Source organism: Paraburkholderia sediminicola (genome assembly GCF_046026895.1).
GTDB classification, from domain to species: domain Bacteria; phylum Pseudomonadota; class Gammaproteobacteria; order Burkholderiales; family Burkholderiaceae; genus Paraburkholderia; species Paraburkholderia sediminicola_C.
In genome coordinates this window covers 263,824-278,524 of the sequence record NZ_JAQQEU010000001.1, presented here as the reverse complement: position 1 = coordinate 278,524, position 14,701 = coordinate 263,824, and the positions used below count along the sequence as shown (strand labels likewise).

Genomic DNA, 14,701 nt, shown 5'->3' with positions numbered 1-14,701 from the left:
GCTGGAAGCAGCTGGCCAATCAGCACAACTCAAGCCCACTAAATAACGCTCCCCGCTCAGCGCGCAGCCGGCATCAGGTTCCACTTGCGCAATATTGCTACAATCTGCTGCGCATATTTATCGCGCAAGGCCGGCGTTTCGGAGTGGTAAGCTCCCACCGCCTGCCATGTGTTGCCGTACTTGTTCATCTGGCGGCGAAGATGCCATGCCGCGATATAGACGTTTTTGCACGGCTCCATCAGCGTGCCTTGCGAGATCCCATACTGAGCGAGCGTAGGCAGATGGATCGAGTTGATCTGCATCACGCCGTAGTCGGTCGAACCGTTGGCGTTCTTGTGCGTGGCGTCCGGCCTGTTATGCGATTCCTGCCATGCAATGGCGCGCAGAATCAATGGGTTGACCTTCTGATACTTGGCCGCCTCGTCGAAGCAGTCGGCGCGTGCAGACCCTGCTGCTACCAGCAGAGCAAGTGCCGCGGCGACGGTAACGAAGGCTCGATTCATCGGTCAAGACGACTAAGTAAAACGCAAGGGTAAGGGTTGGTAAGGCAATCATTCGGCCAGATTTCAGCCGCTGACAGCCGCTAGGGCAATGCTGGACGGGCGTTTATCTGACATCGGGGAAAACCCGCCTCAGCAAACCCTAAACGGTGGCTCGAACGGCTCGTATCATACCGGCAGTCCGACCTGCGTCAAGTTGTCTAACCGACATAAGCCGGCAGAAAACGAAGCGCCCGTTCGGTGGGCTCCGGACACCGCCTGAGCTTTCAGTTGAATAACAATTGCGCGGCCTTTAGAGGAAATCGCATACGCCCGTCTGTTTTGTGACAAATCCGACATGAAAAACTGTTACTGTTCATTTTTTTCGGACAGCGGACCGCTGGTATTCGGGGCCGCATGCGCCCGCGAGACTAGCCCGCAGACCGACAGGGCGGCGACTTGCCCCTGTGTCCGCACTGCATGACCGTCGGCAGCAATTGCTGCCGGAATCGATATCACATTCCATGAGAAGAAATTGTATGGCTTTGCGTCGCGTTGCAACGGCGCTGCTGGTGGCTGGGTTGATCACCGCGCAGACAGCACAGGCACAGGTGACACTCAACTTCGTCAACGCCGATATCGACCAGGTCGCCAAGGCGATCGGCGCGGCAACCGGTAAAACGATCATCGTCGACCCGCGTGTGAAGGGACAGTTGAACCTCGTGTCGGAAAATGCGGTGCCTGAGGACCAGGCGCTGAAGACCTTGCAATCGGCTTTGCGCATGCAGGGTTTCGCGCTGGTGCAGGACCACGGAGTGTTGAAGGTCGTGCCGGAAGCCGACGCCAAGCTGCAAGGCGTGCCGACCTACGTCGGCAACGCGCCGGTCGCGCGCGGCGACCAGGTGGTGACGCAAGTATTCGTGCTGAAGAACGAATCGGCGAATAACCTGTTGCCGGTGCTGCGTCCGCTGATCTCGCCGAACAATACGGTGGCGGCCTACCCGGCCAACAATACGATCGTCGTCACCGACTACGCCGACAACGTGCGGCGCATCGCGCAGATCATCGCGGGCGTGGATACGGCGGCCGGCCAGTCGGTCTCCGTCGTGCCGCTGAAGAACGCGAACGCGATCGACATCGCCACGCAGCTGACCAAGATGCTCGACCCCGGCGCGATCGGCAGCACCGACGCGACGCTGAAGGTGTCCATCACCGCCGACCCGCGCACCAACTCGCTGATGATCCGCGCGTCCAACGTCGCCCGTCTGGCGGCGGCGAAGGAACTCGCGAAGCAGCTCGACATGCCGACCACGATGCCCGGCAACATGCACGTCGTCCCGCTGCGCAACGCGGACGCGACGAAGCTTGCGAAGACCTTGCGCGGAATGATGGGCAAAGGCGGCGAAACCGGCTCGACGGGCGCGAGCGAGGCGAATGCGTTCAACCAGAGCGGCGGCAGTCTGTCGGGTGGCAGCTCGACGGGCACGTCCGGTACGCCGCCGCTGCCCTCGGGTGGACTGAACAGCAGCTCGATGTCGTCGCCGATGGGTGGCGGCGGCGGTTATGGCTCGAATAGCGGCGCCGCCGGTTCCAGCGACCTGCTCGGCGGCGACAAGGGAAAGAGTGACGACAACCAGCCCGGCGGCATGATCCAGGCGGACGCCGCCACCAACTCGTTGATCATCACGGCGGCCGAGCCGGTGTACCGCAATCTGCGCGCGGTGATCGACCAGCTCGACGCGCGGCGCCCGCAGGTGTATATCGAGGCGCTGATCGTCGAGTTGAACTCGAACACGAGCGGCAATCTCGGCATTCAGTGGCAAGTCGCGAACAATTCGCTGTTTGCCGGCACCAACCTGTCGACCGGTTCGGGCAACAGCATTGTCAATCTGACCGCAGCGGCTGCCGCTGCGGGCACCACGGGTGGCCTCGCCACGGCGCTCGGCGCTTCGAATCTCCAGCAAGGCCTGAACGTCGGCTGGATTCACAACATTTTCGGCGTCCAGGGACTCGGTGCGCTGCTGCAGGCGCTGTCGCAGACCGCCGACGCGAACGTGCTGTCCACGCCTAACCTGATTACGCTCGACAACGAGGAAGCGAAGATCGTCGTCGGTACGAACGTGCCGATCCAGACGGGCTCGTATTCGAACCTGACGAGCGGCACCGCGAGCGCGGCGTTCAACACGTTCGACCGCGTCGACGTGGGTCTGACGCTGCACGTCAAGCCGCAGATCACCGACGGCGGGATTCTCAAGCTGCAGCTCTACACGGAAGACTCGGCGATCGTGAACGGCACGACCAACGCGGCGACCAACCCGGCGGGCCCGGAGTTCACCAAGCGCTCGATCCAGTCGACGGTGCTCGCCGATAACGGCGAGATCATCGTGCTGGGCGGCCTGATGCAGGACAACTATCAGGTCAGCAACAGCAAGGTGCCGTTGCTGGGCGACATCCCGTGGCTCGGCCAGTTGTTTCGCTCCGAACAGAAGACGCGCGACAAGACCAACCTGATGGTGTTCCTGCGTCCGGTGATCATCAGCGACCGCGATACCGCGCAGGCTGTCACGTCGAACCGCTACGACTACATCCAGGGCGTGCAGGGCGCGTATCGCTCGGACAACAACGTGATGAGGGACAAGGACGATCCGGTGGTACCGCCGATGCCGCTCGGCCCGAACCAGGGTGGATCACCCGCCATGAACCTGTTCGACCTGAACCAGATGCGCCGTCAGCAGATGGCGCCGCAACAGGTGCCGCAGGCCCTGCCGCAACCGGTGCCGCAACCGGCCCAGCAGCCCGTGCCGCAGATGGCGCCGCAGCCGGCCACCGTCGCTCCCTATCCGGCGAGCGGCGCGGAGCCGACCACGATGTCACCCGGAGCGCGTCCGTGACGCAGGCGCCCGCGCAAACAGCGCATCGCGCTCAGGGCGGCGACGCCGCCGGCGATGAGCGCGCCGCGCCCTCGCCGCTCGCCGCGCGGCTCGTGCCCTACGGCTTTGCCCGCAGCGGCCAGATTCTGGTCGCGCATCAGCACCCCGACAGCCTCGAAGTGTGGATCAGCGAGCGCACCAGCGAAGCCGCGCTCGCCGAAGTCGCGCGCAACTTCGGCGCGGTGTCGGTCGTGCGTCTTCCCGCCGACGAGCTCGCGCAGGCGATCAACCAGGCGTATGCGCGCCACGACGGCAGCGCCGCGCAGGTGGTCGGCGAAGTGGAAGGCGAAGTCGACCTGTCGCGTCTGATGCAGGACATCCCCGAGGTCGAGGATCTGCTCGAATCCGAAGACGACGCGCCGATCATCCGCATGATCAACGCACTGCTCACGCAAGCGGCCCGCGAACAGGCATCGGATATTCACATCGAACCGTTCGAGAATGCGTCGGTGGTGCGCTTCCGCGTCGACGGCACGCTGCGCGACGTGGTGCGGCCGAAAAAGGCGCTGCACGGCGCACTGATCTCGCGGATCAAGATCATGGCGCAGCTCGACATCGCCGAAAAGCGCTTGCCGCAGGACGGTCGCATCACGTTGCGCGTCGGCGGCCGTCCGGTCGACGTGCGCGTGTCGACGCTGCCGACCGGCCACGGCGAACGCGCGGTGCTGCGTCTGCTGGAAAAAGACGCGTCGCGCCTGAACCTCGAAGCGCTCGGCATGGGGCCGGACACACTCGGCAAATTCGATACGCTGATCGGCAAGCCGCACGGCATCGTGCTGGTGACCGGTCCGACCGGCTCGGGTAAGACGACCACGCTGTATGCGGCGATGTCGCGGCTCGAAACGGCGACCACCAACATCATGACGGTCGAAGACCCGATCGAATACGACCTCTCGGGCATCGGCCAGACACAGGTCAACGAGCGGATCGGCATGACCTTCGCACGCGCGTTGCGCTCGATTCTGCGGCAGGACCCGGACATCATCATGATTGGTGAAATCCGCGACCTCGAAACCGCGCAGATCGCGGTGCAGGCGTCGCTGACCGGCCACCTCGTGCTGGCCACGCTGCACACGAACGACGCGGCTTCGGCGGTCACGCGTTTGACCGACATGGGCGTCGAGCCGTATCTGCTGGCGTCGTCGTTGCTCGGCGTGCTGGCGCAGCGGCTCGTCCGGCGGCTGTGCCCGGTGTGCCGCGAAGAGCGCACCGAAGCAGACGGCAGCGTGCGCTGGCATCCGGTCGGCTGCGAGCGCTGCGGCCAGTCCGGTTATGCGGGACGGCGCGGCGTGTACGAACTGCTGCTGATCGACGATACGATCCGCGCGCTGGTCCACCGCAATGCGGCCGACGCGGAAATTCTCGCGGCCGGCCGCCAGCAAGGCATGCGTACGTTGCGCGAGGATGCGGACCGCTGGCTTGCGTCCGGGCTGACGTCGCTTGAAGAGGTGATTCGCGTGACGGGCGGAGCATAAGCGCATGCCGGCATTTCGTTTCGAAGCGATCGACGCGGCGGGCAAGGCCCAAAAGGGTGTGCTCGACGCGGACAGCGCGCGCGGCGCGCGCACCAGCCTGCGCTCGCAGGGCCTCACGCCGCTCGTCGTCGAACCGGCCGCGTCGCGCACGCGCGGCGAACGCAATCAGCGCTTGTCGTTGGGGCGGCGATTGTCGCAGCGCGAACAGGCGATCCTGACGCGGCAACTCGCCAGTCTGCTGATTGCCGGCTTGCCGCTCGACGAAGCGCTCGCGGTGCTCACCGAACAGTCGGAGCGCGACTACATCCGCGAGCTGATGGCGTCGATTCGGGCGGAAGTGCTCGGTGGGCACTCGCTTGCCAATGCGCTGACGCAGCATCCGAAAGACTTCCCTGAAATCTACCGCGCGCTGGTCGCCGCCGGCGAACACACCGGCAAGCTCGGTCTGGTGCTGTCGCGGCTCGCCGACTACATCGAGCAACGCAACGCACTGAAGCAGAAGATCGTGCTCGCGTTCACGTACCCGGCCATCGTGACGCTCATCGCGTTCGGCATTGTCACGTTTCTGTTGAGCTATGTGGTCCCGCAAGTGGTGAATGTGTTCGCCAGCACCAAGCAGCAACTGCCCATCCTCACCGTGATGATGATGGCGCTGTCCGGCTTCGTGCGGAACTGGTGGTGGGCGATGCTGATCGGCGTGTTCGTGCTGGTGTATCTGGTGCGCTCGGTGCTGAAGCAAGCGGGTCCGCGCCTCGCGTTCGACCGCTGGCTGCTGACCGCGCCGCTGCTCGGCAAACTCGTGCGCGGCTACAACACCGTGCGCTTTGCCAGCACGCTCGGCATTCTGACGGCGGCGGGCGTGCCGATTCTGCGCGCGCTGCAAGCCGCCGCCGAAACGCTCAGCAACAATGCGATGCGCGAGAACATCGACGACGCGATCGTGCGGGTGCGTGAAGGCACGTCGCTGTCGCGCGCGCTCGGCAATACGAAGACGTTTCCGCCGGTGTTGGTGCACCTGATCCGTTCGGGCGAAGCAACCGGCGACGTGACGACCATGCTCGATCGCGCGGCCGACGGCGAAGCGCGCGAGCTGGAGCGCCGCACGATGTTCCTGACGAGCCTGCTGGAGCCGCTGCTGATTCTCGCGATGGGGGGCGTGGTGCTGGTGATCGTGCTGGCGGTGATGCTGCCGATCATCGAGTTGAACAACCTCGTGCAGTAGGGGGAGCGGGCGGATTGCGCGGTGTGGGCGTGACGGCCGCGCAATCGGTTAAGGCGCGGTAAAGACGGTTAAGGCGTTCGCAGCGGTTAAAGCAGCAACGCGCGCGCTGCGCGCGTCGAACTTAGCGCACGTAGATCGTGGGACCGCCCGCGTTGGCGGGCAAGAAGACTTCGGAGTGCGTGCCGTTGCGATCGATGATGATCGAGCGGGCGCGGACTTCGGAGAGTTTGGTGCCTTGCATCAGCGTGCTGCCGAGCGACACCGCATGCGGCGGTTCGCCGCCCACGCTGACGATCGCCGCGGCGCCTTCACGCAGCGCGAGGATGCCGAACAGATGCACGTCCTGGTTGACATTGCGCGTGAGCTGGCCGCCGAACAGCGTCGCGGCCTGGTCGGTCGAGACCTGCGCGTGCGCGGCGGCGGCGGGCGACGGTGCACCGGACATGGCGGTGAGCGTAATGACCCAATAGGTCAGCGTCGCGCAGAACACGGCGAACAGGGCGAGCGACAGAAGGCGGATTTGGATGGCGTTCATGCGCATCATTGTACGGACTATTGTGAAGATTGCGTTGTGTTGAAACCCTTCAACACCATGACATTAAAATGACCGGCCGGGCGTGTTCAATGGCGGCCTGATAGCTGACCAGCGAACCCCCGCCCAGTCGAAATTCATCTGAAAAGAGGTAGCAACTTATGCAACTGTCGACCACTCGCCGTACTGACATCGCGGGTTCGCGAAGCCGTCGTCAGCGCGGTTTCACGCTGATCGAAATCATGGTCGTGATCGCGATTCTGGGCATTCTGGCCGCGTTGATCGTGCCGAAAATCATGAGCCGTCCGGACGAAGCGCGCCGTGTCGCCGCCAAGCAGGACATCGGCACGGTGATGCAGGCGCTCAAGCTCTACCGTCTCGACAACGGCCGCTATCCGACTCAGGAGCAAGGCCTGCGCGCGCTGATCGAAAAGCCGGGGACCGATCCGGTGCCGAGCAACTGGAAGGACGGTGGCTACCTCGAGCGTCTGCCGAACGACCCCTGGGGCAATGCCTACCAGTATCTCAATCCGGGCGTGCATGGCGAGATCGACGTGTTCAGCTACGGCGCGGACGGCAAGGCGGGCGGCGAAGGTAATGATTCCGATGTCGGCTCGTGGCAATAGACGCCATTGGGCGTCACTTGGGCAACTTCAGCAACCTCGTCGTCATGCGCGTGAGCGCCGCGCTGTTCGCCCTGCTGTCTGTTGAATCGTGAATGATGAAGCCCGCATGTTTCTCGATGCATCGTCGTTTGATTTTTAGTTGATCGTTGGTGGCCGGCACTATGCGTATGTCCGCTTGCAAGTCCCATGTGGACACCCCGTGTACGGCCTCGCCGTCGCGCGCGGGGTGGGCCGTCGCGCGTCGCTCGCACGAGCCGCGTGGCCCGCGCCGCGCAGCCGGTTTCACGCTGCTCGAAATGATGGTGGTGCTCGTCATTGCGGGCCTGCTGGTGTCGCTGACCGCGCTGACGATGACGCGCAATCCCCGCACCGATCTGAACGAGGAAGCGCAGCGTCTCGCGCTGCTGTTCGAATCGGCCGGCGACGAAGCGCAGGTGCGCGCGCGGCCCATCGCATGGCAACCGCTCGAAGGCGGATTTCGTTTCGACCAGCGCACCGAAGACGGCTGGCGTCCACTGCGCGACGACCTGCTCGGGCCGCGTCAGTGGGAAGGCGGCGTGACCGGCGTGACGATCAGCTACCCGGGTTCGGATTCGCAACCCAGCCGCGTGGTGTTCGGCACCGAAGCGATCGACGTGCCGGTGCAGGTCACGCTGTTTTCGGCGGCCGGACGCGCGACGATCGTCGGCACCGGCAATGGCCGCTACGAGGTGCACTGAGATGCGTCGTTGCAGTACCAGTAACGTGAGCAGGACGGCGCGCGGCAGCATCGGGCGGGCGCAGCGCGGCTTCACGATGATCGAAGTGCTGGTAGCGCTGGCGATCATCGCGGTGGCGCTGGCGGCGTCGTTGCGCGCGGTGGGCAGCCTCGCGAGCGGCGAAGCCGATTTGCACCGGCGTTTGCTGGCGGGCTGGAGCGCCGACAACGCGCTTGCGCAATTGCGTCTGACGCATGCGTGGCCGAACGTCGGCGACACGAGCTTCGATTGCTCGCAGGGCAATTTGCAGTTGATCTGCACCGAGCATGTGACGGGGACGCCGAATCCGGTGTTTCGTCGCGTGGAAGTAATGGTGACGATGCCAGGGCGTTCCGGCAATCTCGCCCAGATGGTCACGGTGGTCGCGAATGAAAACAACCGCTCGCTCTGAGCGCCGCCGCCGATCGGGCGCGCGCGGCTTCACGCTGATCGAACTGCTGGTCGCAATCGCGATCATGGCGGTGATCGCCGTGCTGTCGTGGCGCGGGCTCGACCAGATCATTCGCGGCCGCACGACCATCACGAACGCGATGGAAGAAGAACGCGTCTTTGCGCAGTTGTTCGACCAGATGCGGATCGACGCGCGCCAGGCCGCGTCTGACGACGAATCGGGGCAGGCGGCGATTTCGGTGTCGGGCAGCACGTTGCAGATCGTGCGTCAGATGACCTTGCCGGACACGGCGCCGCGTCTGCAGGTGGTGCGTTATCAGGTGTCCGATGGGCGCGTGATCCGTTACGCGTCGCCGCCGCTGGGCACTGCCGGCGATCTCCAGCGCGCGCTGCGCGGCAGCGAAGGCGAAGGATGGAGCGCGGTGCCGTTGATGGGCGGCGTCGGTGCAATCTCCGCGCGGCTTTACGTGCCGAGAGTCGGCTGGACCACGCAGATGAAGGACGTGCAGAGCGCGATTACCGAAGCCGACAATAACCTGAAGGTGCCGCAGCTCGGCAATGCGCCGCTGCCGCGCTCGGTGACGGGGCTGGAGGTGAGCGTCGGAGCGCACTCGCTGGCGCGGCCCGTCACGCGCGTTTTTCTGATCGGAGAATGAAATGAGATTCTCCTGGTTGTCTGTGCGACGGGCTTCATCTTCTTCGCTGGCCGGCGAGGCGCGCACCCGCGGGCATGCGAACACGCCTGCCGCGTGCGCAGCTGGCTTCCGCCCGCGCGGCAAACCGGCACCACGCCGGGCGTCTCACGCGCAACAGGAAGGTGCGGCCATCATCAGCGCGCTGCTCGTCGTCGCGCTCTCGGCGATCCTGGTGTCGGGCATGCTGTGGCGCCAGCAGGTCCAGATTCGCCGGATCGAAAACCAGCGGCTGCTTTCGCAGGCGCAATGGGTCGCGCGCGGCGCGCTGGACTGGACGCGTCTCATCTTGCGCTCGGAAGGCGATACGTCGGCCGGCATCACGTACCTGGGCGGACTGTGGGGTGTGCCGATCGCGAAGACTCGGCTGTCCGATTTCCTCGGCCAGATCGGCGAGGTCAGAGCCGAACAGGGCGCGGCAACCTACCTGTCCGGTTCGATCGAAGACGCGCAGGCGAAATTCAATCTGCGCAATCTGGTGTCGAGCCCCACGCCCGGCGTGCTGCAATTGAACCTCGAACAGATCGGCGCGTATCAGCGTCTGCTCGTGTCGCTCGGCGTGAACAGCCAACTCGCGAAAGCCACTGCCGTGCAGGTGCGCAACAGCCTCTCGCAATCGGCAACCCGCTTCCAGACCGTCATATCCACCAGCGGCACCACGACCACGTCGACCGTCGAGGGCGGCGCCACCGGCGGCAACTTCACGGACAAGCCCGGCCTCGACGACGATGACAACGCAGCGGGCGCACCGCTGCAAATGACCAGCGTCGACTCGCTGCTCGACATTCCGGGCTACACGCCGGAGATGGTCGCGCGCTTGCGCCCCTTCGTCACCGTGCTGCCGACCGCCACGGCGCTCAACATGAACACGGCGTCGGCCGAAGTGATCGCGGCGGTCGTGCCGGGCATGAGCCAGTCGGCCGCGCAGGGTTTCGTCGCGAGCCGGAAGACGGTGTTTTTCCACAATGTCGGCGACGTGCAGCTTGCGTTGCGCGGCGCCGGCGTGCAACAGGTCTCGATCGATCCGAGCCAGTTGGACGTCAACTCGAGCTACTTTTTGATCCACGGCCGCGTGCAGCATGAACGCGCCGAAGTGGACCGCACGACTCTCGTCTATCGCGACGCGATGACTCACACTACGCGTATCGTGCGGGTGCAAGACCAACTATGAACAACGCAATTCCCAGAGAGAGTGGCCTTTGAGCACGCTGATCGTCCTACTGCCGCCGCGTGATCCGGCGGTGCCATCGCAGGAATGGCAACTACCGGAGCTGCCATTCGTCCTGCTCGACAAGTCGGGCCGCACCCAGCGCGCCGGCCGCTCGGCGCTCGCGCTGCTGCCGCGCGCGTCGTCGACGGTGCTGATGGTCGCCGCGCGCGACCTGCTGATGATGCCGACCACGCTGCCGCCGCTGCGCGGTCCGAAGCTGCGCCAGGCGCTGCCCAATATCGTCGAGGATCAGCTGATCCAGGACCCGCAAACCTGCCACATCGCGGTCGATCCGCAACCGCTCGGGGGCGGTCGGCAGTTGCTGGCGATCATCGACCGCGGCTGGTTCCGCTTCGTCTGCGAAGCGTTCACGACGGCGGGCCACCGCAGCCTGCGCGCGGTGCCGGTCACGCGCTGCCTGCCGCAGGCCGCCGCCGCGCGCGAGACGCCCGCCGAAGTCGGGGAACTGGTCAACGCGGGCGAGCCGGTCACGGCGGGCTTGGCCAGCGTCGCGACTTCGCTGCCGGGTGTAGCGCCCGTGGTGGCGCCGGACATAGCAGCCGTGGTGCCCATGGTGGCAGCCGTGCTCGGCGTGGTGGTGCAGACCGCGCCTGCGATGCTGCTGGAAGGCGCGGTCGAAAGCGGCGTGCCGCGCGTCGAACTGGCGATTGCGCGCGGCCTGCAAGGCGAAGGGCTGGCGGTGCCGGCCAATGCGGTGAACGGCACGCTCGGCGCGCTCGCCGGCGCTGCGCCTGTGTCGCTCTACATGCTGACCGAAGTGCCGGGCAACGAGCCGAGCCTCGCCGTGACGAGTCCGGCGCGGCTGGCGGCGCATGTCCACGGCGCGAGTCCGCTGCCGTTCGAGCAGCTCGCGCGGCGCGCGCTGGAATGCCGCTTCGACCTGTGCCAGTTCGAGTTCGCGTCGCAGCCCTGGCGGCTCGACCGCGCGACGATGCGCCGTCTGCGTCTGCCGGTGCTGTTGGCGGTCGGCGCGCTGGTGATCGCGATTGTCGGCGCGAACGTGCAGTGGCTGATGCTCGCGCGCCAACGCGATACGATCAACACGGCCATGACCCGCCTGCTGCTCGACACCTTCCCCAAAACGACGGTCGTGCTCGACGCGCCCGACCAGATGTCGCGCCAGTTGCAGCAGTTGCGGGTGGCGGCGGGCGAGCTGTCGCCGGATGATTTCCTGTCGCTTGCCGACGGCCTCGCGCGTTCGCTCGCACCGGTGCCGGTCAACGGCATCGCCGGGCTCGACTATCACGACCGGCGCCTCGAGGTGACCTTCAAACCCGAGATCAAGATCGACCCCGACTTCGCGAAGCGCCTCGCGCGCAACGGGCTGAACGGCGCGATCGACAGCAATACCGGCAAGTGGACCATCAGGAACGGACAATGAAAGCTGAACTCGCTCAAACATGGGCCGGCTTCTGGGATCAGCGCACCGAGCGCGAAAAAAACCTGCTGACGTGGGGCGGCGGCGTGCTCGCCGTGGTGGTCGCGTGGTCGGTGCTGTGGGCGCCGGCGCAGGAGGGCCGCTCGCATCTGCGTGAATCGCTGCCCAGCCTGCAACGGCAGCTTGCGCAGATGACCGCTCAGGCGAACGAGGCGGGCGCGCTGTCGGCGGCCGCGCAAGGCGTCGCGCCGACCGGCGGCGCGCTGAAAGACGCCCTCACCGCGTCGCTCAACGAGCATGGCCTCAGCGCGACGCAGGTGCAAGTGATCGGCAATGCGGTGCAGATCCAGATGAAAAACGTGTCGTTCCCGACATGGACGGCCTGGGTCGACGATACGCGCAAGCAGTTCAAGGTGCAGATCGCCGAGGCGCATGTCACCGCGCTCAAGGACGACGGTCAGGTGGATCTGACGGCGTCGTTGCAGCCGTCGACCGCGAAATGAGCGCGTCGTCACGGGGTTTCGCATGAGTTACTGGATGCGGCGCGTGCGCGCCGCGCTGCCCTGGCTGGTGGTCGGGGCGTTGTCCTCCGCAGTGGTGATGGTGGCAATGGCGCCGGCCGCGTGGATCACGCCGCAGTTTGCGCGCCAAACGGGCGGCCACGTCAATCTCGTCGATCCGGCCGGCTCGCTCTGGCATGGCTCGGCCACGCTGATGCTGGCGGCCGGCTCCGACATGAGCGCGGCGACGCTGCTGCCTGGGCGGATCGAATGGCACACGGGGTTCTGGCCGCTCTTCACCGGCCGCGTGCGCATGATCATGCGGCACAGCGAGGCGATGCCCGATCCGATCACGGTCGACGCCACCCCGCGCAGCGCGACCGTCACGCCGGGTACGCTCGCAGTGCCGGCTTCACTGCTGAGCGGGCTGGGCGCACCGTTCAATACGCTCGATCTGCAGGGCAATGTGCAACTGTCCTGGTCGGACTGGCGCAGCTTCAACCGGGAGGCGTTCGGGCAACTGACCGTGACGCTGAATGACGTCAGTTCGCGGGTCTCGCTGGTCAAGCCGCTCGGCTCGTATCGGGTGACGTTCCAGGCGCAGGGCGCGTCGTCCACGCTCGATCTGACGACGCTCAAGGGTCCGCTGATGTTGAACGGCAGCGGCACATTGTCGGGCGCATCGACGTCGTTCCATGGCACCGCGAGTGCGACGCCCGAGGCGCGTGACAACCTCGCGGGACTGCTGAATCTGTTGGGCCGGCCGAGCGGGCCGGGCACGGTGACGCTGAGCTTCGCGCATTGAAGACGCGCTTCGGGAGACGTTGACAAAAAGAGGCATGGCCGCATTGCGCGGCCATGCCTCTTTTGCTTCATGCCAACGAGCCGTGGCGTGCCGCTTACTTGCTCTGAACCTGCTGTTGCGGCGCGGCCCCGCTTTGCGCGACCGGCGACGCGGCCGACGCGGCCGGCAATGGCGCGGGCGCGGCGACATCGCCTGTTTCGCGATTCATCTGCGACGCGTCCCAGCCGCCGCCCAGCGCCTTCACGAGACCCACCGACGACACCATCCGCTGTCCCGCGATGCTCTCGAGCTTCTGCTCGGCGATGAACGCCGTGGTCTGCGCGGTCAGCACGTTGACGAAGCCGACCGTCCCCGCCTTGTACTCGTTCGTGACGATGGCGACCGCCTGACGGGCCGAATCGACCGCTTGCCGCTGGACGACGATTTCCTGTTCGAGAATGCGCAGTGACGCGAGGTTGTCTTCGACATCCTGGAACGCGGCCAGCACCGTCTGGCGATAGGTAGCGACATCCGTGTCGTAGGTGGCGCGGGCGGCGTCGGTCTGTGCCTTGCGCAGACCGGCGTCGAACAGCGTGGCCGCGAGTTGCGGGCCGACCGTCCAGAAACGCGACGGCGCGGTCAGCAGTTGCGAGAACACCGAATTTTCGAAGCCGCCGGTGGCCGAGAGCGTGAGCGACGGGAAGAACGCGGCGATCGCCACGCCGATCTGCTCGTTCGCCGCCGCAGCCCTGCGTTCCGCCGACGCGATATCCGGACGCCGTTCGAGCAGCGCGGACGGCATCTGCGCGGGCACGGCAGGCGGCGTGGCGGTGAGCGGCATCGGCGGGAGCGAGAAGACCGAGGCCGGCACGCCGACCAGCACCGCGATTGCGTGCTCGTCCAGGGCGCGCTGAACGCCGTTATCGATCGCGGCCGCCTGCGCCGATTGCAACTGCGTTTGCGCCTGAATCACGTCCGAGCGCGCGGCAACACCCGCCGCGTACTGGTTTTGCGTGAGTTGCAGCGAGCGCTGATAAGCCTCGACGGTTTCGTCGAGCAGCTTCTGGGTGGAGTCGAGCGCGCGCAACGCGAAGTAGGTTTGCGCCAGCGTGGCCTGGGCGGACAGCCGCGCGTTCGCGAGATCGGCGGCCGCGCCCTGCTGGCCGGCTTTTTGCGCGTTGACCGTGCGGGTCACCGAACCCCACAGATCGGGTTCCCAGCTTGCGTCGAGCTGGACGTTAAAGCTGTTGCCGACGCCGGAGCGGCTGGTGGCGGTAGTCGAGTTGCCGCCCGAGGACGAGCCGTTGCCGGAGCGCGTCGCGCCCGCCGATGCGCCGATAGTCGGGAAATACGCCGCACGCGCCTCGCCGACCAGCGCGCGCGCCTGCCGGTAAGTGGCGGCGAACTGGGCGATGGTCTGATTCGCGGCGTTCAGCTGGTCTTCGAGCGCGTTGAGTTGCGGGTCTTCGTAAATGGTCCACCAGTCGCCGCGATCGTGCTGATCGGCCGGTTCGGCGACTTTCCAGCCGGGGGCGGCTTCCTTGAATGACGCGGGGATCTCGGTGGCGGGCCGCTTGTAGTCAGGGCCGACGGCGCACCCGGCCAGTAGCGCGGCGAAGGCCGCCGTTACCGCGATGGTCAGGGCGCGCGGCGCAAGCGGCCGCGCGCGCGAGATTCGATCAGACTGCATGCAATGACTTCCTT

General features: G+C 65.9%; 14 protein-coding genes. 11 read left to right on the top strand and 3 right to left on the bottom strand.

The annotated features are described in order from the left end of the window. Positions 1–56 precede the first annotated feature (56 nt). Complete coding sequence (locus tag PQR02_RS01270; protein ID WP_408224262.1) at positions 57–503, bottom strand: lytic transglycosylase domain-containing protein; 447 nt, start codon at positions 501–503, stop codon at positions 57–59. Between the two features lie 515 nt (positions 504–1,018). On the opposite strand from PQR02_RS01270, the gene gspD reads away from it, so the two are divergent. Genes gspD through gspF form a run of 3 tightly spaced genes read left to right on the top strand, consistent with a single transcriptional unit; the run spans position 1,019 to position 6,106 of the window. After that, the gene (gene gspD / locus PQR02_RS01265) at positions 1,019–3,370 is read left to right on the top strand and encodes a type II secretion system secretin GspD (protein ID WP_408224259.1); all 2,352 of its coding nucleotides are present in this window, start codon (positions 1,019–1,021) and stop codon (positions 3,368–3,370) included. Beyond that, positions 3,367–4,884 (top strand): type II secretion system ATPase GspE, encoded by a 1,518-nt coding sequence (gene gspE, locus PQR02_RS01260; protein WP_408224256.1) that lies wholly within the window; start codon positions 3,367–3,369, stop codon positions 4,882–4,884. Before gspD ends, gspE begins: the two co-directional genes overlap by 4 nt. A gap of 4 nt (positions 4,885–4,888) precedes the next feature. Continuing rightward, positions 4,889–6,106, top strand: a complete 1,218-nt coding sequence (gene gspF, locus PQR02_RS01255; protein WP_408224253.1) for a type II secretion system inner membrane protein GspF — start codon at positions 4,889–4,891, stop codon at positions 6,104–6,106. 121 nt (positions 6,107–6,227) lie between these two features. On the opposite strand, the gene PQR02_RS01250 is transcribed toward gspF, so the two are convergent. After that, on the bottom strand, positions 6,228–6,641 hold the full coding sequence (locus tag PQR02_RS01250; RefSeq protein ID WP_408224250.1) for a type II secretion system protein N: 414 nt from the start codon (positions 6,639–6,641) through the stop codon (positions 6,228–6,230). Positions 6,642–6,799: 158 nt separating this feature from the next. On the opposite strand from PQR02_RS01250, the gene gspG reads away from it, so the two are divergent. The 8 genes from gspG (at position 6,800) to PQR02_RS01210 (ending at position 13,018) form a co-directional block, all read left to right on the top strand. Continuing rightward, positions 6,800–7,264 carry a type II secretion system major pseudopilin GspG gene (gspG, locus tag PQR02_RS01245; protein WP_408224247.1) on the top strand — a complete coding sequence of 155 codons (465 nt, stop codon included), beginning with the start codon at positions 6,800–6,802 and terminating at the stop codon, positions 7,262–7,264. Positions 7,265–7,425: 161 nt separating this feature from the next. Further along, the gene (locus PQR02_RS01240; RefSeq protein WP_408224244.1) at positions 7,426–7,983 is read left to right on the top strand and encodes a GspH/FimT family pseudopilin; all 558 of its coding nucleotides are present in this window, start codon (positions 7,426–7,428) and stop codon (positions 7,981–7,983) included. A 1-nt stretch (position 7,984) separates the two neighbouring features. Further along, positions 7,985–8,413 carry a type II secretion system minor pseudopilin GspI gene (gspI, locus tag PQR02_RS01235; RefSeq protein ID WP_408224241.1) on the top strand — a complete coding sequence of 143 codons (429 nt, stop codon included), beginning with the start codon at positions 7,985–7,987 and terminating at the stop codon, positions 8,411–8,413. Beyond that, positions 8,391–9,068 (top strand): PulJ/GspJ family protein, encoded by a 678-nt coding sequence (locus tag PQR02_RS01230; RefSeq protein WP_408224238.1) that lies wholly within the window; start codon positions 8,391–8,393, stop codon positions 9,066–9,068. Before gspI ends, PQR02_RS01230 begins: the two co-directional genes overlap by 23 nt. Position 9,069: 1 nt before the next feature. Continuing rightward, a complete protein-coding gene (gene gspK, locus PQR02_RS01225) occupies positions 9,070–10,275 on the top strand; it encodes a type II secretion system minor pseudopilin GspK (RefSeq protein WP_408224235.1) in 1,206 nt (401 codons plus the stop codon). 28 nt (positions 10,276–10,303) lie between these two features. Further along, positions 10,304–11,716: a type II secretion system protein GspL gene (gene gspL / locus PQR02_RS01220; RefSeq protein ID WP_408224232.1), complete on the top strand. Its 1,413-nt coding sequence runs from the start codon at positions 10,304–10,306 to the stop codon at positions 11,714–11,716. Then, positions 11,713–12,216 (top strand): type II secretion system protein M, encoded by a 504-nt coding sequence (locus tag PQR02_RS01215; protein WP_408224229.1) that lies wholly within the window; start codon positions 11,713–11,715, stop codon positions 12,214–12,216. The genes gspL and PQR02_RS01215 overlap by 4 nt, the downstream gene beginning before the upstream one ends. A gap of 22 nt (positions 12,217–12,238) precedes the next feature. Beyond that, positions 12,239–13,018, top strand: coding sequence for a type II secretion system protein N (locus PQR02_RS01210; protein WP_408224226.1), 780 nt, complete (start codon positions 12,239–12,241; stop codon positions 13,016–13,018). A gap of 94 nt (positions 13,019–13,112) precedes the next feature. Here PQR02_RS01210 and PQR02_RS01205 read toward each other — a convergent pair whose 3' ends face one another. Continuing rightward, a complete protein-coding gene (locus tag PQR02_RS01205; protein ID WP_408224223.1) occupies positions 13,113–14,687 on the bottom strand; it encodes an efflux transporter outer membrane subunit in 1,575 nt (524 codons plus the stop codon). Positions 14,688–14,701 lie beyond the last annotated feature (14 nt).

Bases quoted from the DNA above. Each gene is read 5' to 3' on its own strand.
- PQR02_RS01270 (WP_408224262.1), bottom strand. From the start codon at position 503: ATGAATCGAGCCTTCGTTACCGTCGCCGCGGCACTTGCTCTGCTGGTA.
- gspD (WP_408224259.1), top strand. From the start codon at position 1,019: ATGGCTTTGCGTCGCGTTGCAACGGCGCTGCTGGTGGCTGGGTTGATC.
- gspF (WP_408224253.1), top strand. From the start codon at position 4,889: ATGCCGGCATTTCGTTTCGAAGCGATCGACGCGGCGGGCAAGGCCCAA.
- PQR02_RS01250 (WP_408224250.1), bottom strand. From the start codon at position 6,641: ATGAACGCCATCCAAATCCGCCTTCTGTCGCTCGCCCTGTTCGCCGTG.
- gspG (WP_408224247.1), top strand. From the start codon at position 6,800: ATGCAACTGTCGACCACTCGCCGTACTGACATCGCGGGTTCGCGAAGC.
- PQR02_RS01240 (WP_408224244.1), top strand. From the start codon at position 7,426: ATGCGTATGTCCGCTTGCAAGTCCCATGTGGACACCCCGTGTACGGCC.
- gspI (WP_408224241.1), top strand. From the start codon at position 7,985: ATGCGTCGTTGCAGTACCAGTAACGTGAGCAGGACGGCGCGCGGCAGC.
- PQR02_RS01230 (WP_408224238.1), top strand. From the start codon at position 8,391: ATGAAAACAACCGCTCGCTCTGAGCGCCGCCGCCGATCGGGCGCGCGC.
- gspK (WP_408224235.1), top strand. From the start codon at position 9,070: ATGAGATTCTCCTGGTTGTCTGTGCGACGGGCTTCATCTTCTTCGCTG.
- PQR02_RS01215 (WP_408224229.1), top strand. From the start codon at position 11,713: ATGAAAGCTGAACTCGCTCAAACATGGGCCGGCTTCTGGGATCAGCGC.
- PQR02_RS01210 (WP_408224226.1), top strand. From the start codon at position 12,239: ATGAGTTACTGGATGCGGCGCGTGCGCGCCGCGCTGCCCTGGCTGGTG.
- PQR02_RS01205 (WP_408224223.1), bottom strand. From the start codon at position 14,687: ATGCAGTCTGATCGAATCTCGCGCGCGCGGCCGCTTGCGCCGCGCGCC.